Source organism: Clostridium sp. SHJSY1 (genome assembly GCF_031626875.1).
GTDB lineage: Bacteria > Bacillota > Clostridia > Clostridiales > Clostridiaceae > Clostridium.
On sequence record NZ_JANDMF010000070.1, the window covers coordinates 1 to 22110 of the forward strand.

Annotated in this window: 19 protein-coding genes; 17 read left to right on the forward strand and 2 right to left on the reverse strand. The window is 29.4% G+C overall.

Annotated features, from left to right (window positions below):
* Positions 1–399: 399 nt before the first annotated feature.
* The 14 genes from motA to rho all read left to right on the forward strand — a co-directional run bounded on the left by motA (position 400) and on the right by rho (position 16819).
* Positions 400–1188, forward strand: coding sequence for a flagellar motor stator protein MotA (gene motA / locus NNC19_RS21660; RefSeq protein WP_310940779.1), 789 nt, complete (start codon positions 400–402; stop codon positions 1186–1188).
* 17 nt (positions 1189–1205) lie between these two features.
* On the forward strand, positions 1206–1967 hold the full coding sequence (locus tag NNC19_RS21665; protein ID WP_310940780.1) for a flagellar motor protein MotB: 762 nt from the start codon (positions 1206–1208) through the stop codon (positions 1965–1967).
* Between the two features lie 103 nt (positions 1968–2070).
* On the forward strand, positions 2071–3861 hold the full coding sequence (locus NNC19_RS21670; protein WP_310940781.1) for a S8 family peptidase: 1791 nt from the start codon (positions 2071–2073) through the stop codon (positions 3859–3861).
* A gap of 16 nt (positions 3862–3877) precedes the next feature.
* Positions 3878–5596, forward strand: coding sequence for a S8 family peptidase (locus NNC19_RS21675; RefSeq protein ID WP_310940782.1), 1719 nt, complete (start codon positions 3878–3880; stop codon positions 5594–5596).
* A gap of 314 nt (positions 5597–5910) precedes the next feature.
* The gene (locus NNC19_RS21680; protein WP_310940783.1) at positions 5911–6147 is read left to right on the forward strand and encodes a Veg family protein; all 237 of its coding nucleotides are present in this window, start codon (positions 5911–5913) and stop codon (positions 6145–6147) included.
* 336 nt (positions 6148–6483) lie between these two features.
* Positions 6484–8046 (forward strand): SPOCS domain-containing protein, encoded by a 1563-nt coding sequence (locus tag NNC19_RS21685; RefSeq protein WP_310940784.1) that lies wholly within the window; start codon positions 6484–6486, stop codon positions 8044–8046.
* Positions 8047–8197: 151 nt separating this feature from the next.
* Positions 8198–9022: a cyanophycinase gene (locus tag NNC19_RS21690; RefSeq protein ID WP_310940785.1), complete on the forward strand. Its 825-nt coding sequence runs from the start codon at positions 8198–8200 to the stop codon at positions 9020–9022.
* Complete coding sequence (gene cphA, locus NNC19_RS21695) at positions 9019–11631, forward strand: cyanophycin synthetase (RefSeq protein ID WP_310940786.1); 2613 nt, start codon at positions 9019–9021, stop codon at positions 11629–11631. Before NNC19_RS21690 ends, cphA begins: the two co-directional genes overlap by 4 nt.
* A gap of 194 nt (positions 11632–11825) precedes the next feature.
* Positions 11826–12668 (forward strand): 4-(cytidine 5'-diphospho)-2-C-methyl-D-erythritol kinase, encoded by an 843-nt coding sequence (gene ispE / locus NNC19_RS21700; protein ID WP_310940787.1) that lies wholly within the window; start codon positions 11826–11828, stop codon positions 12666–12668.
* A gap of 60 nt (positions 12669–12728) precedes the next feature.
* Positions 12729–13364 (forward strand): stage II sporulation protein R, encoded by a 636-nt coding sequence (gene spoIIR, locus NNC19_RS21705; protein ID WP_310940788.1) that lies wholly within the window; start codon positions 12729–12731, stop codon positions 13362–13364.
* Positions 13365–13457: 93 nt separating this feature from the next.
* On the forward strand, positions 13458–14447 hold the full coding sequence (locus NNC19_RS21710) for a tRNA 4-thiouridine(8) synthase ThiI (protein WP_310940789.1): 990 nt from the start codon (positions 13458–13460) through the stop codon (positions 14445–14447).
* Positions 14448–14462: 15 nt separating this feature from the next.
* On the forward strand, positions 14463–14879 hold the full coding sequence (locus NNC19_RS21715) for a DUF1934 domain-containing protein (protein ID WP_310940790.1): 417 nt from the start codon (positions 14463–14465) through the stop codon (positions 14877–14879).
* Positions 14880–15016: 137 nt separating this feature from the next.
* Positions 15017–15304, forward strand: coding sequence for a hypothetical protein (locus NNC19_RS21720; RefSeq protein WP_310940791.1), 288 nt, complete (start codon positions 15017–15019; stop codon positions 15302–15304).
* Between the two features lie 120 nt (positions 15305–15424).
* The gene (rho, locus tag NNC19_RS21725; protein WP_310940792.1) at positions 15425–16819 is read left to right on the forward strand and encodes a transcription termination factor Rho; all 1395 of its coding nucleotides are present in this window, start codon (positions 15425–15427) and stop codon (positions 16817–16819) included.
* Positions 16820–16843: 24 nt separating this feature from the next.
* Here rho and NNC19_RS21730 read toward each other — a convergent pair whose 3' ends face one another.
* Both NNC19_RS21730 and rpmE read right to left on the reverse strand, forming a co-directional pair.
* The gene (locus NNC19_RS21730) at positions 16844–17953 is read right to left on the reverse strand and encodes an MGDG synthase family glycosyltransferase (protein WP_310940793.1); all 1110 of its coding nucleotides are present in this window, start codon (positions 17951–17953) and stop codon (positions 16844–16846) included.
* A gap of 127 nt (positions 17954–18080) precedes the next feature.
* Positions 18081–18293 (reverse strand): 50S ribosomal protein L31, encoded by a 213-nt coding sequence (gene rpmE, locus NNC19_RS21735; protein ID WP_310940794.1) that lies wholly within the window; start codon positions 18291–18293, stop codon positions 18081–18083.
* Positions 18294–18464: 171 nt separating this feature from the next.
* Here rpmE and NNC19_RS21740 point away from each other — a divergent pair, with 171 nt between their 5' ends.
* From NNC19_RS21740 to prfA, 3 genes are all read left to right on the forward strand, one after another.
* The gene (locus NNC19_RS21740) at positions 18465–19049 is read left to right on the forward strand and encodes a thymidine kinase (RefSeq protein WP_310940795.1); all 585 of its coding nucleotides are present in this window, start codon (positions 18465–18467) and stop codon (positions 19047–19049) included.
* Positions 19050–19071: 22 nt separating this feature from the next.
* Positions 19072–20826, forward strand: coding sequence for a peptide chain release factor N(5)-glutamine methyltransferase (gene prmC / locus NNC19_RS21745; protein ID WP_310940797.1), 1755 nt, complete (start codon positions 19072–19074; stop codon positions 20824–20826).
* A gap of 66 nt (positions 20827–20892) precedes the next feature.
* Positions 20893–21972 (forward strand): peptide chain release factor 1, encoded by a 1080-nt coding sequence (gene prfA, locus NNC19_RS21750; RefSeq protein WP_310940796.1) that lies wholly within the window; start codon positions 20893–20895, stop codon positions 21970–21972.
* Positions 21973–22110 lie beyond the last annotated feature (138 nt).

Here is a 22110-nt window from a genome sequence, read left to right on the forward strand (position 1 = left end):
ATTTTAATTATATCAAACTCTTTGCATAACTAATTTCCGGTTATCTTAAAAAACGGAAGTTACTTTTTCAATTTACGTTTTAGTTTTCATATTTTATGAAGTGTATAGATGAATTTCTAAATTAATAAATAAATATACAAAAATGTAATTTATGTCATAAAATGTGAAAAGATAATTTAAGGTGGTGGAATATTTATCTTTGTATTCAAAAAAAATACTTAATTTGATAATTTATATTATAAAATTGAAAATATCAGTATAAAGTATGAGGGGCATAATGCGATAATTAACTTGAGAGAAATATTTAAAGTAGGGCTCATATTGATTAGAAATAGAGAAGTCTTAAATTAGTTTAAAGTTTTAATTTGAATATTTAGAATTATACAGGAGGTATAAATTGTGGACATTTTTTTAATTATAGGTGTTATTACAGGACTACTTTCTATAGTAGTAGGAATGATTGTAAAAGGAGCAGATGTTACAATATTATTAAATCCAGCAGCAGCTATTATAATACTTGTTGGTACTGCTGCTGCAGTAGTTAACTCTTTTCCTAAAAAGGAAATCCTTAATATTGGAAAAATATTTGGAGTTCTTTTTAAAGAAAAACAAGACCAAGATCCAGTTGAAATAATAAAAAGTTTGGTTGAAATGTCACAAAACACTAGAAAAAATGGGTTATTGTCATTAGAAACTACAGTTCAAGGATTAGAAAATCAATTTATGAAAAAAGGTCTTGAAATGGTAGTAGATGGTGTTGAACCTGACTACATAAGAGAGGTTTTAGAAACTGAAATTGAAAGTGTTGAAGAAAGACATCGTGCAGGAGCTTCAATTTTTACAGCTGCAGGAGGAGCTTCACCAACTCTTGGAGTTTTAGGAGCTGTTATTGGACTTATAGGTGCACTTGGAAACTTAAATGATACAGAAAAACTTGCACATATGATTGCAGCAGCATTCGTTGCAACACTTTATGGAATTTTCTTTGGATATGTAATTTTCCATCCATTTGCATCAAGATTGAAAAGGAAGTCAGCTGTAGAAATAGGTAATATGAATATTATGCTTGAGGGAATTTTAGGAATTCAGTCAGGAGCAAATCCAAAGAATATTGAAACAAAACTTAAAAGTATGTTAGAACCAAAAGAAAAATTAAGAATTGAAGAACAGGGTAGTAAGGAAAATTAAAGAGAGGAAGAATAAATATGGGGAAGAAAAAGCAGCATCATGAAGAACATGTAGATGAAACATGGCTAATTCCTTACTCAGATATGTTAACACTTCTGTTAGCTCTATTTATTGTAATGTTTGCTATGAGTAAGGTGGATCAAGAAAAGATACAAAAAGCAGGAAAGGAATTTAATCAAGTTTTTGCAGGAAGTAATGGGGTACTTGATGGTTCTGGAACTGAAGTTTCAGGAGAAGAAGAAGCAGGAGCTTCAGCAGAAATAACTGGGGAAGATGCTACTAAAACTGAAGAAGATAAGATGAATGAAGTTAAGAAAATGATAGATCAAGAGATTGCCACAGAGGGATATGCTGATAAAGTAAAAACAGAACTCAATGGTGATGGGTTAGAAATTTCTATTCAAGATGTTGTGCTTTTTAATTCAGGAGATGCAGAGGTTGTTGGAGGAGTGTCACCATTGCTCTTAAAAATTTCTGCTATGATTAGAAATTTAGATAATGAAATTAAAGTTGTGGGACATACAGATAATGTTCCAATTAGTAATCAAAAATTTCGTTCAAATTGGGATTTGAGTTCAATGCGTGCTGTAAATGTAATGAATTTTATGGTTAACTCAGGAGGTGTACACCCTAACAAGGTGTCTATTCAAGCTTATGGGGAATATGCACCTAAGTATGATAATTCAACTGAAGATGGAAGAGCAAGAAATAGAAGAGTTGAGATATTTGTTGTTCGTAAGTTTCCACTAAGCAATGAACAACAAAAAACAACACCTTAAGAAATTAATTTCTTAAGGTGTTATTTTTTATGTAAGAATTTAATGAATAATAAGTAGCAATTAGAAATATTACTTAATATGAATACTAATTTAGGAGGGTATTGTGACAAGTTTAAAAAAATGTAAGTTATACTATGAGGATTCACCAGATTTTTTAGTTGAATATAGAGGAGATTTTGAAGAAGAGATAGCAAAGGTAACATATGCATGTGGAAGCATAATAACAAATACAATTGCAATTGTGAGTACATCATATAACTATTTAGAACAGCTTTTAATAGATGTACCTTCTATAATATTTATAGATCCTAGAAGCATGTATGTATTACAAGATATTTCACCATCAAATGTAGATAATATAAATAATCTTAAAATAAATCCATATTTAAATTTAACAGGTGCAGGAGTTCTTTTAGGGATAGTTGATACAGGGATTGATTATTTAAATGAAGAGTTTAAAAACGAAGATGGAACATCGAGGATTGAGAGTTTATGGGATCAGACAATAGAAGATGAATCAGATACATCTGTTTATATTGGAAAAGTATTTAGTAAAGAACAAATAAATACAGCAATTCAAGCTTCTAAAAATAACCAAGATTCATATGGAATAGTTCCATCAAAAGATGAGGATGGACATGGAACAAGAATGGCTGGAATAATCGGAGGAAGAGGATATAGTGGAGAATTTCAAGGTGTGGCACATGGAAGTGAATTTGTAATAGTAAAGCTTTTAGAATCCATTAATTTCAAAAATAGATTAAAAATGAATGGTGTTCAATATACACCAGTTTATAATGCAGCTGAGGTTTTAGCTGCAATAGATTATTTAAAAAACTATTCTCTAAAAGTGCATAAACCTATTGTTATATTTATTGGAATAGGAAGTACAGAAGGAAGTCATGATGGGAACAATCTTATTTCTAGATATATAACTTCAATTGGAACACTAAGAGGAGTTGTTACTGTTATTGGAGTGGGGAATGAAGGAGCATCGGGAGGGCATACGTCTGGAACAATAAGAAGTGTAGGTGATATTTCCATTACACAATTAAAAATACCAAGAGAAATTGCATACTTTTCATTTGATATATGGGTAAGAAAACCAAATAGAGCAGCAGTTAATATAATTTCACCAACAGGGGAATCCACTAAATTTATTGAAGTTGTTTCTAATAAAGTTGTAACTTATAAGTATGTTTTTATTAATACCATAGTAAGAATTCAATATTTTTCTCCAGAGCATTATACAGGTCATCAAGTTATACATATAGTTCTAGAGTCTATAAAACCAGGAATATGGCAATTTCAATTAAGGGGAGATTATATTAGCAATGGAAGATATGATATATGGCTACCGCCTGTAAAGACACTACCACCAGAAACAAATTTTTTAGAGGCAGATCCATATATAACTTTGACAGTCCCATCTACAGCAAGGAAAGTAGTTACAGTAGCTTACTATGGGAATAATAATGCTTTAATGGCTTCTTCTGGGAAAGGATTTAATACTGATGGATTGATTAATCCAGATATTATAACTACAGGAGTAAATGTTATAACAACTAAGGTAGGGGGAGGAGTTGTTACAGATACGGGAAGTTCAGTAGCTGCAGCTGTAGTTGCTGGAGCTTGCGCAATATTATTGCAATGGGGGATTGTTGAAAAAAATGATTCAACTATGTATTCTACTAAAATTAGAAGTTATTTGATTTATGGAGCAGATAGAAGTAATGCTGTATATAGATATCCTAGTAGAGATGTGGGATATGGAAGTTTTGACTTATTAAAGACATTTGATATTATTAGTAGAACATTTAGAAGTAATAATAGTGATAAAAAAGGTTTTCTTGAATATTATTGTAAGGAATTATTCATAAGAATTCCAATATAAAATATGGAGGATTTATATGAAAAAAAATACAGAGTTTTCAGAAGACCTTTTTAGTGATCCTAATTATTATCAATATATAGTTCAATATCAAGGAGAAATTGAATATGAAGAATTGAAGCAACAGGGATATTATATTAGTGTTATTAATGATAAATATGCAATATTACTCATTCCAACAAGTGGTCAAGAAATTGATATAAGAAGCTTAGGATTTGAATCAATAGTATATATTAAACCTTCAGAGATGTATACTCTTCAACAAATATCTCCAGTTGAAGCTTCAAAAGCTAGTTTTTTGCAGTTAAATTCCCCTTTAAGTTTAACTGGAAATGGAGTGGATATTGGAATCATTGATACAGGAATTGATTACCTAAGTGAGGAGTTTATGAAATTAAATGGAGAAACAAGGGTAGAATTAATATGGGATCAAACCATAATGTCTAGCAAAGAAGAGGTATCAATACCAGTTCCATATGGAAGTATTTATAGAAAGAACGAAATTGATGAAGCTATAAAAGCTTATAGAGAAGGTAAATCACCTTATGAAATAGTTCCTAGTAAAGATGAAAATGGACATGGGACAAATATGGCTGGAATAATTGGAGGGCTTGGAAAAAATCCTGATTTAAAAGGGATGGTTCCTGAATGTAATTTTGTAGTTGTAAAACTTATGCAAGATAGGGCGTTTAAATCAAGATTTTACACTGAGGTACCAATTTTTAATATAACATCTATTTTTTCTGCATTAGAATTTTTAAGAGAGTACGCTTTGATGAGTAAAAAACCAATGGTGATACTTTTTCCTTTAGGAAGTAATTTTGGAAATCATAAGGGTGGGGGAATTTTAAATGAGTTTATAGAAGAGATTTCAACTAATAGTGGAATTGCAATAGTTTGCGGAACAGGAAATCAAGCTTCAAATGGAACACATACTTCTGGTATAATAGCACAGCTTGGAGAATTAGCTTTAATTGAGTTGGTAGTATCATCTAAGCAGAAGGATATATGGGTTGAGATATGGACTGAAGTACCAAATGTAATGTCTGTAGATATAATATCACCTTCAGGAGAAAATACTGGAGTAATACCAGCAAAAATTAATTCAACAGAAAGGTATACTTTTGTATTTGAAAAAACATCTGTAAGAGTAAATTATTATTTGCCAGAAGAAAGTACTGGAGATGAATTAATAAGAATCAGAATGTATGATTTACAACCAGGTATATGGAGGTTTAGGTTGACACCAAGAGAACTTTTAAGTGGGCGATACAATGCTTGGATTCCTGCAGAAGGAATAACGGTTGGAGGAACAAAGTTTAATTTAACGGATCCATATGGTACTATAACTAATCCTGGAGATTCTGACTTTATAGTTACAGCAGCAGCATATGACCAAAATAACAATAATTTTTTAACTTTTTCTGGAAGAGCCTTTATATATGATTTTGAGACAGTAGATGTAGCAGCTGGTGGATTAGCTTCATTAACTGTAGCACCTAATAATGAAACTGCTGTTATAACAGGAACAAGTGTAGCAGCAGCAGTAGTTGCAGGAGCATGTGCAATGCTGTTTGAGTGGGGAATAGTTCAAGGAAATGATCCATATATATATTCCCAAACGGTTAAGGCTTATCTTGCAAAGGGAACATTTCAAAGAGAAGGAGATATATATCCAAATGCACAGTGGGGATATGGTATTTTAGATGTTTTTAAGATGTTTCAAAATATGGTTTAATACAATAAAAAATTGAGAAAGAAGAGTGAAGTGTAAAGTTCTTATAGGATTTATAAAATATAAATTTAAAAGAAAGCCAGTAAGGCTTTTTTTTAGTATTCCCGGTTAAATAGGTGAATTAATACAGTAATTAAATAAAAAAATAGATTTTTTGAATAAAATGAAGCAAAGATACTAACAATATAAAAGTAATAAAATTTTATATTATTAATAAAATCTATTGACAAGTATAGGCTATAAGTGATAAAATAAATAATTTGTTTGACAAAAGGCCTGTTTTAAGATACAATAAAATAAGGAAAGAGGGTGTTTGAATGGAGAAGATAAAAACTATTGCTACCATTAAAAAAGACATTGAAAGACATATAGGAGAGAAAGTTACACTAAAAGCTAATGGTGGGCGTAAAAAGATCCTTGTTAATGATGGAGTATTAGAAAGCGCTTATCCTAGTATTTTTGTAATTAGATTAGAAAGTGACACCCAAAGGACAGTGACCTATAGTTATTCAGATGTTTTAACAAAGACAGTACAACTAGTATTTCCTAGGTAAATATAAACTTCGATTAATATCGAAGTTTTTTTGTTTTTTTTTAAAATTTTCAATAAAAAAAGAAAGATGGTGGGTTCCATCTTTCAACTATGGTATAAAAGGGTATTGAGAATTTATGAGAGGTTATATGGTCAATAACCAAGATTAATGATACGACAAATTTACATCATTGTCAACACGTTTTGTAAAAAAAAATAAAAAAAATATAAAGTTGTGATAAATTATAAAAGATTATGGAATAAAATGAGATAAATTTAAATATATTACCTCAACTTAAAGTAATATATTACTGAAATGTATTATATACTTAATAGTAGAAAATTTTAGGAGGTAAGTATGTCAAAGATAGATATAGTAAAAGAAAATTTACAATTTCAACGACTATTGCAAGAAAGCAGTTCAACAGCTACTTTAAGAGATGAATATTTAATTCCAGATACTCATCCGGATGTACAGATGATATTAGCTGTAGAAGCAAGGCCAATAATTACAAGCAAAGAGATTATTGGGAATAAAGTTATGGTTGAAGGGAGAGTTGAATACAATGCTCTATATATACCAAGAGATGAAAATACTACAGTAAACTCAGTTATATATAATGAAAAATTTACAAATTCATTAGACCTTGATGAGGATGAACATAAAGTATTGTGTGAAGTAGATTGTAACGTAGAACATATTGACGCTAAGATTATGAATGAGAGAAAGATATCAATAGAAGGAACATTACGATTTGATTGGGAGGTATATAAGGGGACGGAATTTGATTTTGTTAAGAATATTGAAGCCAGTGAAGGCATGGAAATATTAAAGCAAGTAGAGTCAGTTAACAGATTGGTAGCTAGCAAGGAAAGTGAACTTATAGGAAAATCAATGTTAAGAGTTGGAATGGATAAACCACAAATTTCTAAAATATTAAAAAGTTCTATGAAGCTTCATAAAAAAGAAGTTAAAATGGGAGAAGATAAAGTTTACTTAGGATGTTATTGCAAAGTAGATATTCTTTATTTAGGAGATGAATCTAGTAATGTAGTAAGATTAGAGGATGATGTATATATATCAAAAGAAGAAGAAGTTATAGGCGTTTTAATGGATATGATACCTTCAGTATCATATGAAATTAAAAACAGTGATGTAGCTATTGAGGAAGATGATTTAGGTGAAGCTAGAATAGTAAACACAGAATTTTTGGTAGGAGCTAAGATAAAAGTATTTTCTGATGATAAGATTGATGTTATAAAGGATGCATATTCTCCTAAATTTCCTATTGAATTAAGAAAAGATACTTATGAAATTGGGTCTATTTTGGGAAATCAAACTAGTGAAAGTATTGTAAAGGATAATATATATCTTAAGGAAGGCGATGTAAAGCCAGATCATATAATAACCGTATCAGGAAATCTTATTATTACAAATAAAACAATTTCTGATAATAAGATAAATATAGAGGGAACTATAAAAGCTAGAGTTATGTATAAGGCTGCAGATGATGAAGCTGGATTTGGTGAAGTTGTAGCAGATATTCCTTTTAATTCTTCAGTAGAAATGGTTGGTGCAAAGGAAGGTATGAAGGCGATAGTAAAAGGCTCCTTGGAGAATGAAGAAGCTAGTTTAGAAGCAAATACTATAGCTTTCAAGGCAACTGTATCACTTAATATAAAAGTATTCAATGAAGTAACAAAAGAATTTATTTCAGATGTTTTAGAATTAGATGAAGAAGTACCAAAAAAAGATGCAAGTATAACTATTTATATTACATCTAAAGGAGACACTTTATGGAATCTAGCTAAAAAATATAATTGTACAATAGATGAGTTGGTTAATATGAATAATATTGAGAACTCTGAAGATATAGAAGAAGGAGAGAAGTTAATTATTCCAGGAAGAGCTATTTTTTAAATAAAAAAAGAAATATTATAAAGTTAAAGCTTGTTGAATAAAAAATCTTTATTTAACAAGCTTTTTTTATTTTTTTCGTCAATAGATACAGAAATGAATAATTGAGAATTTGTTTGGAAACAATAGAAAATGAATGATTTGAGGTGGTTATATGCAAGATATAGAGCTTAATGGAAATTTGATTATAATTGGTGGAGCAGAAGATAAAGAAGGGAGAAAGGAAATATTAAAAAAAGTATGTAATTGCTTAGATAAAAACAAAGATATGTTATTAGTAACAACTGTAGCAACAGAATATCCTAAAGAAGCAGCCAATAAATATAAGAAAGTATTTAGTGAACTTGGAGTGAAAAATATTAAAATATTGGATATTAGTAATAGGGAAGATGCATTCAATACAGAAAATATTGATTTAATAAAAAAATCATCTCTCATATTTTTTACAGGAGGAGATCAACTCAGGATTACAAGTTTAATTGGAGGCTCACCAACATACGATTTTTTGAAACAGGCAGGAAAACAAGGAAAATACATAGTTGGAACATCAGCAGGAGCTTCGGTAATGAGTGACATCATGATAGTTGAAGGTACAGATGAAGATTCACCAAGAAAATGCACCTTGAAAATGTCACCTGGTATGGGATTTATTGAAAATGTTATAATTGACCAACATTTTGCTCAAAGAGGTAGAATAGGTAGGCTGTTAACAGGAATAGCCCAAAATCCTCAAATATTGGGTATTGGAATAGATGAAAATACAGCTATTATAGTAAATTCTAATGGAATGTTACAAGTTGAGGGGGAAGGGGCTGTATATTTTGTAGATGGAAGTGAAATGTCATATACAAATGTATCAGAACAAAATTCAGAGGAGAATCTTAGTATGTATAATGTGAAATTACATGTCTTAAAACAAGGAGACAAATTTAATCTTATAAGAAAGTTACCTTTTAGGGAGGAAAAATCAGAAAAATGAAAATAGAGAAACAGATAGTTTTTAAAGGTAGAAATATATATTCTCATAAAAAATGTATTAGGCTTGATGTAGATTTATGTGGATATTCGGAAACACCAAGTAGAGATATTGCAGATTTTAATTCTAAATTAGTTATGATGATTCCAGAATTAAGGAAACATAGATGTGGAATAGATGAAGAGGGTGGCTTTGTAAAAAGGCTAGAAGAAGGAACCTATTTAGCACATATTTGCGAACATATTATTATAGCTTTACAAAATATATTGGGCATAAACGTATGTTATGGAAAGGCAAGAGAAAAAAGTGGAGATTATTATTATATTATTTTTGAATATCAATATGAGCATTTAGGATTGGAGGTAGCCAGATTAGCTGTAGATATTGTAAATTCCCTAATCGATAAAGAAAAAATTAATTTTGAGGGAAGAATGAAATTGTTAGAGGAAATTTTGTGCAAGGAATCAATGGGACCAAGTACAAAGTCTATAAAAGATGCTGCAGATAAGTATGGTATACCGATGTTTCCACTTGGAGATACAGGATTTTACCAAATAGGCTATGGAAAACAGGGAAGAGTTATTGAAGCAACTATAGGTGATAAAACAAGCTGTGTGGCAGCAGATATAGCATCAGATAAGGAGCTGACTAAAAAACTTTTATACAATCAAAATATTCCTGTACCAGATGGAAGAGAAGTGAAAAATGTTATTGATCTTTTAATAGAAGGAGAAAGAATTGGATATCCATTGGTATTAAAGCCACGGTATGGAAATAAGGGCAATGGTGTTATACTCAACATAAAAGATGATAAAGAATTAATACAAGAATTCAATAATATGAAAAATAAGTATAATAATATAATTTTAGAAAAGCATATAAAAGGAAATGATTACAGAGTATGTGTCGTAGATAGAGAAGTTGTAGCTGTAGCATTAAGAATACCTCCTTTTGTAATAGGGAATGGAAGGGATAATTTAAAAGAACTAATAAGAGAATTAAATGATAATTCAAGTAGAGGTGATGACCATGAAAAACCATTAACAAAAGTTAAGATAGATAGTGAATTAATTAATTTTTTAAATGGTAAAGGATTATCTTTAAATAATATCCCAAGGTTAGGAGAAAAAATTAATTTAAGAGAAAAAGCTAATTTATCAACAGGTGGAATGTCAATAGATTGCACAGATGATATATGTGAAGAAAATAAAAAAATATGCATAAGAGCAGCTAAAGCTATTGGCTTAGATATATGTGGAATAGACATAAAAACAACAGATATAAGTAAACCACTAGATAACAATAGTGGTATTATGGAAATTAATGCTGCTCCTGGAATAAGAATGCATACTTATCCTTATGAAGGTAAGAGTAGAGATGTTGGAGAATCTATTTTAAAGTTACAATATAATGGTAACCCTTTTAATATTCCTGTGGTGTCTATAACAGGAACTAATGGAAAGACAACAACTACTAGATTAACATCACATGTTCTTGCAAAGATGGGATATAAAGTAGGGATGACTTGCACTGATGGAATATATATTGATGGAGAATGCATAGATAAAGGGGATGATACAGGATATTACAGTGCAAAAACAGTGCTACTTAATAAAGATGTTGAAATAGCTGTTTTAGAAACTGCTAGAGGTGGATTGGTTAGAAAAGGGTTAGCTTATGACTTAGCTGATGTTGCAGCAATAACTAATATTACAGAAGATCATATTGGGATAGATGAGATTAATTCAATTTCAGAACTTGCAAAGATAAAAGCATTAGTAGGAGAAGCAGTTAAACCTAATGGATATGTAGTACTAAATGCTGATGATAAGTGGAGTACTGAAATATTAGATAGAATAAAAGCAAAAAAAATATTTTTTTCAAAATATAAAGATAATGAACATGTAATTAAAAATATTAAAAATGGTGATATTGCAGTTTATATAGATAATAATATTCTATGTGTTACAAATAACAAAAAAAAATATAAGATTTTAAATACTGATGAAATTCCTATTACATTAGGAGGCATTTTAGAGTTTAATATAGAAAATGTAATGGCTTCTTGTGGTGTATTAGTAGGAATGGGAGTAGATTATTCTATGATTTCAATAGGATTTAAAACTTTTCAGTTAGATACAAAGTGTAATTCTGGAAGATTCAACATGTTTGATATTAATGGAATTAAAATAGTATTAGATTATGGACACAATCTTGAAGGATATAAAGCAGTATTAAGTAGTTTTGCTAAGATAAAAAAGGAAAAACTAATAGGAGTTATTGGAGTTCCTGGTGATAGACAAGATGAGATGATAGAGTCTATAGGATATATATGCTCAAAATATATAGATAATATTATAATTAAAGAAGATATAGATAGAAGAGGTAGAGATAAGGGAGAGGTAGCAGAAATATTAAAAAGAGGGGTAGTTAAAGGAAATAATCACAAATATAAAATTTGTTTAAATGAGGTAGAAGCCCTAAAAGAAGCTATTAAATTTAGTAAAGCAGGAGACTATATTATTGTATTTTATGAGAAGTTAGAACCTTTAATTGAAGTAGTGAGAGAATATAATAATCTTAATGAAGATCTTAATTTAGCGAATTTATAAATAAAAGTAGTTGTCTAAAATAGATAAAAATATTTTATTTTAGACAACTTTCTTTTTATAAATAAAAAATTGGATTAGTAGTATTAAGATAAAAAATTATTTTTCACCATTTAGAGACATATCTTTATTAATTATTATGGCTATGCTAAAATTATGGATAATATAAATAAAAGATATAGAGAGGATAGAATTATATGAAGGAGAAAGCATATGCAAAAGTTAATATATCTTTAGATATAATTGGGAAAAGAGAAGATGGGTATCATCTTTTGAAAATGATAATGCAAAATATTGAAATATATGATGAAATAAAAATAGATAAGATAGCAAATGGAATAGAAATAAAATGCAACAAACCATTTATACCTATAGATGAAAGAAATTTAGCATATAAAGCTGCAAAATTATTTATTGAAACTTACAATATAAAATCAGGTGTAAGTATTGATATTGTAAAAAATATACCAGTAGCAGCAGGATTAGCTGGGGGAAGTGCAGATTGTGCAACAGTCTTAAAAATGATGAATAAAATGTTTAATATAAATGCATCAGAAGAGGAATTGATGAGTTTAGGAGTAAAATTGGGAGCAGATGTTCCTTATTGCATAAAAGGTGGAACTGCTTTATGTGAAGGTATAGGAGAAAAAATAACACCTCTTTCATCATTTAAAAATCATATAATATTATTAATAAAACCACCATTTGGAGTGTCAACGAAAGAAGTCTATAAGGCATTTCAACTAGATAAGGTACGAATTCATCCAAATACTGATGCTTTGATAAAGAAAATAGGAGAGAATGATTTATATTATGTCGCAGATAATATGAAAAATCTTTTGGAAAATGTTACATTGAAGAAACATAAAGTATTATATAATATTAAAGGAAATCTGATACATAGAGGAGCTATAGGAGCTATGATGAGTGGAAGTGGACCTACAGTTTTTGCATTTTTTGATGATATGCAGATTGCTTTAAAATGTTATGATGATATGAAAAAGAAATTTGATGATGTATTTTTAACTAGAACAATCTAATATAAGTGAATAAAAAAACCCTTTATGGTAATAATTACATGATGTAAGGGGGGTTTTTTTATGAGAAGAAATTTTAGTTTGTTAATTATTTTAATTTTATTTGTTAGTAGTTCACTTACAGGGTGTACAAGCATTTCGTTTAAGGCAGATGGAGGAAATGTATATAATTATGATGATGTTAAGGATGCTTTAATAAGATTTCATGTTATAGCAAATAGTGATACAGATGAAGATCAAAGTTTAAAATATAAGGTTAGAGATGAAGTTATTAATTATTTATATCCATATTTAGAAGACTCAAAGTCATTAGAAGATTCTAGAAGGATAATTAAAGAAAATGAAGATAAAGTTGAAAATATTGCACTAAAAGTAATAAAAAACAACGGATATTCGTATTCGGTAAAAACAGAACTTTCTAATGAAAATTTTCCTGAAAAATCATATGGAAATATAACATTGCCTCAAGGCAATTATGAAGCTTTTAGAGTTATAATTGGAAATGGAGAAGGCCAAAATTGGTGGTGTGTAATGTTCCCTCCCCTTTGTTTTATAGATGTTACTAAAGGTAATGTTGAACAAGAAAAGAGTAAGGATGAATTAGATAGAGAAATAGATAAAAATAAAAATATTAAAGAGGAAGAAAATCCAAAAATAAAATTTAAAATTGTAGAAGTTTTTAAAGACATTTTCAAGTAAAATACAAAGTTATTATTAATTATTACTTGATTATAGTAAATAAAAATCATAAACTATAAAAGTAATGCAAGAGAAAATTTGGAGGTAAACATTATGACTAGAGCATTAGCGATGATGTCAGGCGGGTTAGATAGCACTTTAGCAGCAAAGCTTATAAAAGACCAAGGTATAGAAGTAATAGGGGTATGTTTTAAATCCTATTTCTTTGGTGAGGAAAATGCTAAAAGAATGTGCAAGCAAATTGGAATAAGACTTGAGGTTATAGATTTTTCAGAAGAGCACTTTGAAATGGTAAAAAAACCTAAGCATGGACGTGGGAAAAATATGAATCCTTGTGTAGATTGTCATGCAATGATGATGAGATATTCAGGAGAAATTTTAGAAAAGTTTGATGCAGATTTTATAATTACAGGGGAAGTATTAAATCAAAGACCTATGTCCCAAAATAAACAAGCATTAAACACTGTGAAGAATGAATCAGGTTTTGGAGATAAGATTTTAAGACCGCTTTGTGCATTGAATCTGGAGCCAACAGAAATGGAACTTTCAGGACTTGTTGACAGAAATAAATTACTTAATATATCAGGAAGAAGCAGAAAAGCACAAATGGAACTTGCAGAAGAGTGGGGGATTAAAGATTACCCATCACCAGCAGGGGGATGTAGATTAACAGAACCTAATTATTCTTTAAGGCTAAAAGAAGCTTTAGATAGAAAAGGTGATTTATCAAAGAAAGAAATCTATCTTTTAAGATTTGGGAGACACTTTTTAACTAATTCAGGGACAAAAATAATAGTTTCAAGAACTGGAGAAGAAGGAGAGGCTATAAAAAAGGTACTTAACAAAGAAGATACAGTATTCTTACCATTAAGTCATATGGGAGCTATGGGATTAATACAAGGACAAGCATCTGAGGCAGACAAAGAATTAGCAGCTAAAATAACAGCTAGGTATGGTAAAGGTAAAGATGCTGAATTAGTTAGTATTAAATATGGGGAATTTGGGATGGAATTCAAAGATATGTTTGAAATTAAGCCAGCTACAGATGAGGAAATAAATGAATATCTATTAAAGGATAAGTAGCAAGTGGAGGGGAATATGGATAAAAAGGCTATAATAAGTATAATAAGTAATGCTAATATGAGTGAAAATGATGTAATTGAGGTAATATCACCAGGAAAATACATAAAGACAGATAGTGGATTTAAAGCTATTTATGAAGAAACAGAAATATCAGGAATGGATGGGACAACAACTACATTAATTATACAAGATGAAGAAGTAATCTTAGAAAGAGAAGGAACAACAACTACAAAAATGCAATTCAATAAAGAAGAACCTTCGATATCTATGTATCAAACACCATATGGAATGCTAGAGATAAGCATTAATACTAAAGAACTTATTGTTGATATGAATGATGATGGAGGAGAATTGAAGATAAATTATTCTCTAGGAGTTGCTGGTCAAGCACCATTAGATACAAGTCTTTCTTTAAAAATTAGAACACAATAAAAATATATTAAACTATTAATGGGAGAATATATTTCTATCATTGATAGTTTTTTTATTAAGAATAAGTTAGGTTTATATATTATCTTTTGTGGAAATACTTTAAATATAGAATATTTAAAACAAAGGTGGTATTGTAAATGATGTTGGGAGATAGATATTTAAAAATCCTAAGAACTATTTCTTTATATTATGGAATTGATGAAGAAAGTTTTATATTACTTTTAAAGGAAAAGGAAAACAAGTATTTACTCTTATTGTTGTTAAAGAAATATAGATGCATGGATGAAAAACATATAATGAGTATGTTTAATTATAAGAGTAAGAAGAGCATTTCGTATAATGTTAGAAAAGCAGAAGAGAAGTTGCTTATTAATAAAGAATTTAGAGACAAGTTTTTTGAGATAGAAGAAAGCTTGTTAAAATAAAGAATTAAGGCTATAATTAATACAAGAGAGTGAAGAATAACCATGTCTATTTTCATTTCAAATACATTCGATTTATATTTTCACCATTTAGAAATATAAAAGTTTTTTGGAGGTGTCATTTTGACAAAGGAAAAATATGAAAGTATGACCTTAGCAGAATTGAAAGAAGTTGCTAAGGAATTAGGTATTAAAAATATATCAAAATTTAAGAAAAGTGAATTAGTAGAAGAAATAATTTTAAACAAATCAAATAGCGTGGAAAAGAATGGTGTAGTATTAAGAGAAAAAATAGCTCCTAAACCACTAAACACAAGAACTGATGAAGGTGTAAGAGCTATAGAAAAAACTGAGGATAAAAAAGAACAACTTAAAGCTATGATAAATGATTCAAATACAACTAGAGGTATATTAGAAATTCTTGAAAATAATAACTTTGGTTTTTTAAGATGTAGAAATTATTTAACTAGTAGTGAAGATATATATGTTTCACCTTCTCAAATTAGAAGATTTAACCTAAAAACTGGTGATGAAGTTGTTGGTAAGGTTAGAGAAGCTAAGGAAGGAGAGAAATTTAAAGCATTACTTTTTGTTGAAAAGGTAAATGGAGAAAGTCCAGAAAAAGCTAGAGGTAGAAAAGCTTTTGAAAATCTTGTTCCAATATATCCTACAGAAAGATTAAAACTTGAAACTAATAATTCATCAGATCTTTCTTCAAGATTAATGGATATAATATGTCCAATAGGAAAAGGACAAAGAGGATTAATAGTTGCACCGCCTAAGGCAGGAAAAACAACATTATTGAAGAAAGTAGCTCAAAGTATAACAACAAATCATCCAGAAGTAGTTTTAATTGTGTTACTTATAGATGAAAGACCAGAAGAAGTAACTGATATGCAAAGAAGTATAGCAGGTGAAGTTATCTATTCTACATTTGATGAAGAACCACAAAATCATGCAAAGGTCTCACAAATAGTTTTAGAAAGAGCTAAGAGAATAGTTGAGCAAGGAAAAGATGTTGTAATATTATTAGATAGTTTAACTAGATTGTCAAGAGCATATAATTTAACTATTACGCCTACAGGAAGAACACTTTCAGGAGGATTAGATCCAGGAGCATTAATAATGCCTAAAAAATTCTTTGGAGCAGCTAGAAATATTGAAGATGGTGGAAGTTTAACAATACTTGCTACTGCACTTGTCGAAACAGGATCAAGGATGGATGATATGATATTTGAAGAGTTTAAGGGAACTGGAAATATGGAAGTTCATCTAGATAGAAAACTTCAAGAAAGAAGAATTTTCCCAGCTATTGATATTTATAAATCAGGAACAAGAAAAGAAGATTTATTACTTTCAGATCAAGAAAAAGAAGTATCATATGCTATTAGAAAGACAATGTATAGAGATGGAAATATTGAGAATATAACTGAAAATCTTATTAATATGCTTCATAAAACTAAAAGTAATATAGAATTTGTTAATACTTTTGAAAAAATGAATATATCAAAGAGATAAGATTAAGAAAAAATCACCCTTTACTTATGGGTGATTTTTATTTATAAGATTATTTGCTATATGAATTATTTCTTTGTTTGAATAAGTAGAAGATAATTCTTTTAAGTTTCTTTTGATTTCTTCTAGTTTTTCTGGATTTTCAATAATTTCATCAATAAGTGAATTTATTGATTTTATATTATCAATATAATATGAATATCCATTAGATTCTAGAAATTTAGCATTATCCTTTTCTTGGCCAGGAATTACGAAAGGTATTATAATTGGTAGATTTTTAATTATTGCTTCTGTAACAGTAAGACCTCCTGGTTTAGAGATTAATACATCAGAATATTCCATAAAAGAGGATATATCATTTGAAAATCCTAAGATATGAATTTTCTTTCCAGAATAATTTTTTTCACATTTTTTTAATAAGGATTTTCTTAGTTTTTCATTATTACCACATACTACAGTTATTCTCAGTTTATGTTTGTTGTTCAATAATTCATCTAAAACATAAGAAATACTATTTAATCCCATACTTCCGCTCATAAGAAGAAGGCTAAAATATTCTTTATCTTTAACATGAGGAATGTTAATATCGTTTTCTAAAAAACTTTCTTTTATTGGGATTCCAATAGGATAAATAATATCTGATTTGATTCCTTCTGAAATCAAATAATTCTTAGTGCTTTTACTTCCTGTAATATAAGCATCAACTAAAGGGCTGATATATGTATAATGTGCCTTAAAATCAGTAACTATAGCCATGAATGGAGTGTTCATTCCCCAACGTTTTAACATATCTATAATATTAACTACAAAGGGATGTGTTCCAATAATTAAGTCGGGTTTTTCTTTTTTGATATATTTTGAAAGTTTTAAAGCAACACTTAAAAAGAAAATACTATTAAATCTGTTTATATATTTATTGTCAGTTAATTTGTAGAAGAAACCATAGATATATGGAAATTTTGAGGCAGAAAATTCATAACTCCAAACTACTATTTTGTTTGTAAATTTGTTATCACTAGCTAAAAAATCGTGTTTAACACACTCAAAGCCAGTATCGGTTAAAGCTTCAATTAATGAATTGGCAGCTTGGTTATGACCTTGGCCTGTTGAGGTAGTCAAGATTAAAACTTTTTTCATTCAATCCACTCACTTCTGTTTAAAATAATATATATAGTATATTTTAACACTATTTGTTGTCTAAATCTAAGATTTTTGGAAAATTAGATAAAGAAACTGGGAAAGACTATGTCTTTCCCAGTTATTCTTACTTATCTTGGTTAAGGTTAAATCTCTTATTGAACTTATCAACTCTACCGCCGATGTCCATGATTTTTTGCTTACCAGTGAAGAATGGGTGGCATTTAGAGCATATTTCTACTTTTAGTTCTTCTTTAACAGAACCAGTTGTAAAAGTATTTCCACATGCACACTTAACCACTGTATCGTGATGGTATTCAGGATGTATGCCTTCTCTCATTTAATTCACCTCTTTCGAATTAGAGCACAATTGTGCACTTCTATACATAACTACTAGAGTATATCATAGTGCCTATTTTCAGTCAAGAAATTGGAAGAGAAAAAACACTTTTTAAGATATAAGTATAATGCTATAATCATGTGTAATGAGACATTAAGGAGAGATTAACACATGAGTAAATTGTACTTTAGATATGGGGCTATGAATTCAGGAAAATCTACACATCTTATGCAAGTTGCATACAATTATGAAGAAAGAGGATTAAAAGTATTACTTTTAAAACCTGCTACTGATAAGAAAGGTGGAGAAAAACTTATTTCAAGGCTTGGAGTTACAAGAAAAGTAGACATGTTGGTAAAAAGTGAAGATAATATATTTGAAATGATTCAAGAGTCATTAAAAGAATTAAAAAAGTTAGATTGTATATTAGTTGATGAAGTTCAATTTTTAAAGAAGTTTCAAATAGATCAGTTATTTGAAATAGCAGTAAAGCTAAATATTCCTGTAATATGCTATGGATTGAGAACAGATTTTCTCATGGAAGGGTTTGAAGGTAGCACAAGATTATTACTAATGGCACATAGTATAGAAGAGATGAAAACTATTTGTAAGTGTGGGAATAAAGCAGTATTTAATGCAAGAAAAATAAATGGAAAATTTGTTTTTGTTGGGGAACAGGTAGCTATTGATAATGTGGATAATGTTGAATATGAGTCTTTATGTGGGAAGTGTTACTACAAGTTTAAAGAAGAGTAATAATTTGAAAGGGATGGATTCAATGAGAAAAGCGGATGTAGGTGGTCAGGCTGTAATAGAAGGCGTTATGATGAGAGGAACAAAAGGCCTTGCGACAGCAGTGAGAAAAGAAGATGGTGAAATAGTTATTGATTTCAAAAATGTAACTCCTATTAATAAGAGATACAAAGTGTTAAATATTCCTTTTATAAGGGGGATATTTGTATTAATAGATTCTTTAAAAATAGGAATCAAATCTTTAAATTATTCAGCCTCTTTTTTTGAAGATACAGAACCATCAAAGTTTGAAGATTGGTTAAGAGGAAAGTTTGGAGAAAAAGCTAATGATGTAATTATAGGAATTACTATGGTTATAGCTTTTATAATAGCTATAGGATTGTTTGTTGGATTACCAACAGCAGCAGCTACATTATTTAAAGGGTATGGACTTTCGGCAATTGGACTAAATTTAGTTGAAGCACTAATAAGAATAATTATACTTATCCTTTATATATGGGGAATAAGTAAAATGGAAGATATCTATAGAGTATTTCAATATCATGGAGCAGAGCATAAAACAATATTCTGTTATGAGGCAGAAGAAGCTTTAACAGTAGAAAATGTTAAAAAGTTTTCAAGATTTCATCCAAGGTGTGGAACTAACTTTTTATTTTTAATAATGCTTGTAAGTGTGATTATAATTTCATTTACAGGTTGGGGAGGCTTCATAGAAAGATTAATCATTAGAGTGATATTAATCCCAATTATTTCAGGAATAACTTATGAAGTAATTAAGTGGCTTGGTAAAAGTGAAAGTCAGATAGCAAAAATTATTGCATATCCAGGGTTACAACTTCAAAAATTAACAACAAGAGAGCCTGATGGAAATCAAATTGAAGTTGCCATAGCATCTTTAATGGCTGCAGAAGGAATTGAAGAAGAAAAAAAGAATATAGGCGAATTGTTAAATCTAGGTAGTAAAATTTTGTCAGAAGCAGAAATTGATACAGCTAGATTAGATGCACAATTATTATTAGGTAAGGTTATTAATAAAGACAAAATTTATTTAATAACTAATAATAATGAAAAGGTCAATAATAAAGATAAAAAAGAGTTCTTAAAACTGATAAATAAAAGAAAAGATAAGATGCCAATAAAATATATTCTTGGAGAATGTGATTTCTTTGGATTAGATTTATATGTAGAAGAGGGAGTTTTAATTCCAAGAAGTGATACAGAAGTATTAGTAGAGGAAGTGTTAAAGTTTATTGGTGATGAAGATGATATTTCAGTTTGTGATTTATGTTCTGGAAGTGGAGCAATAGGTGTTGCATTGGCTTATAATAGAAAAAATATAAAAGTAGATGCAATAGATTATTATGAAATTCCAGAGAAAGTTACTAAAAAGAATATTGAGAGAAATAAATTAGAAGATAGAGTTACTTTCATTAAAAGTGATTTGCTTAGTGAAGTAATAAAACTAGATAAAAAATACAATATAGTAGTTTCCAATCCACCATATATTAAAGAAGAAGAAATTGGTACTTTAATGAGAGATGTTAAAGATTATGAGCCACATACAGCACTAAGTGGTGGTGGTGATGGACTTGTGTTTTATAGAAGGATTGTTAAGGAAAGCAAGCAGGTTCTATTAGAGGGGGGAATACTTTCTTTTGAAATTGGTTATGATCAAGGTGAAAGTGTTAAAGCAATTATGGAGACAGAAGGATATGCAGATATTAAAATAATTAAGGATTTATCAGGACTAGATAGGGTGGTTATTGGGAAGCTTACTTAGTTGATTATAGTTAATAATCTGTGATATAATACAAAGATATGAAAAAAAGAAATACGGAGTGATATCATGTTATTAGATAAATTGGCTTTTATAGAAAATAAGTATGATGAATTATCTGTTAAGATTAGTGATCCTTCAATTATGGCTAATCAAAATGAATGGAGAAAGTTATGTAAGGAACATGCTGATCTAGAGATAATAGTTAATGCTTATAGAGATTATAAAAATGTTACAGAAGACCTACAAGCAAATAAAGAGATGCTAGCTGAGGAAAGTGATAGAGAGATGAGAGAGATGATGCAAGAAGAAATCTCGACTCTAACAGCTAGAGAAGAAGAATTAGAAAGAGAAATGCAAATATTATTATTACCTAAGGATCCAAATGATGATAAGAACGTTTTTGTTGAAATCAGAGGTGGAGCTGGTGGTGAAGAAGCAGCTTTATTTGCATCAAATCTTTTCAGAATGTACACAAGATATGCAGAAAATAATAGATGGTCTGTAGAACTTATGAGTGCGAATGAAACAGATATTGGTGGATTTAAAGAAGTTGTCTTTATGATTAAAGGTAATGGAGCTTATTCAAAACTTAAATATGAAAGTGGAGTACATAGAGTACAAAGAGTTCCAGATACAGAGTCAAGTGGTAGAATACATACATCAACAGCAACAGTTGCAGTACTTCCAGAAGTAGATGATGTAGAAATTGAAATAAATGAAAAAGATTTAAAAATTGATGTGTTTAGAGCATCAGGTAATGGTGGACAATGTGTTAATACAACTGATTCAGCAGTAAGGATGACACATATACCTACTGGACTTGTAGTTTCATGTCAAGATGAAAAATCGCAGTTAAAAAATAAAGAAAAAGCACTTAAAGTTTTAAGAGCTAGACTTTATGAAAAAGCAGAAGCAGAAAGAAGTGCAGGTATTGCAGAAGATAGAAAGAGTCAAGTTGGTACTGGAGATAGAAGTGAGAGAATAAGAACTTATAACTATCCACAAGGAAGGGTTACAGACCATAGAATTGGATTAACTTTATATAAACTAGAAACTTTCTTAGATGGCGATATAGATGAAATCTTGAATGCATTAATCACAGCAGATCAAGCAGAAAAGATGAAAAGCATGGGGAATACTGTTTAGTTAAGATTTTGTTTAAAGCCTTGCATTTAAAATGTAAGGCTTTAAATTTTAAATACAAATGGAGTAGTCACGAAAACTAATTTCTATAATTCTGATTTAATATAATTATTAGATTCAATTGAATATTTCAGTTATAGG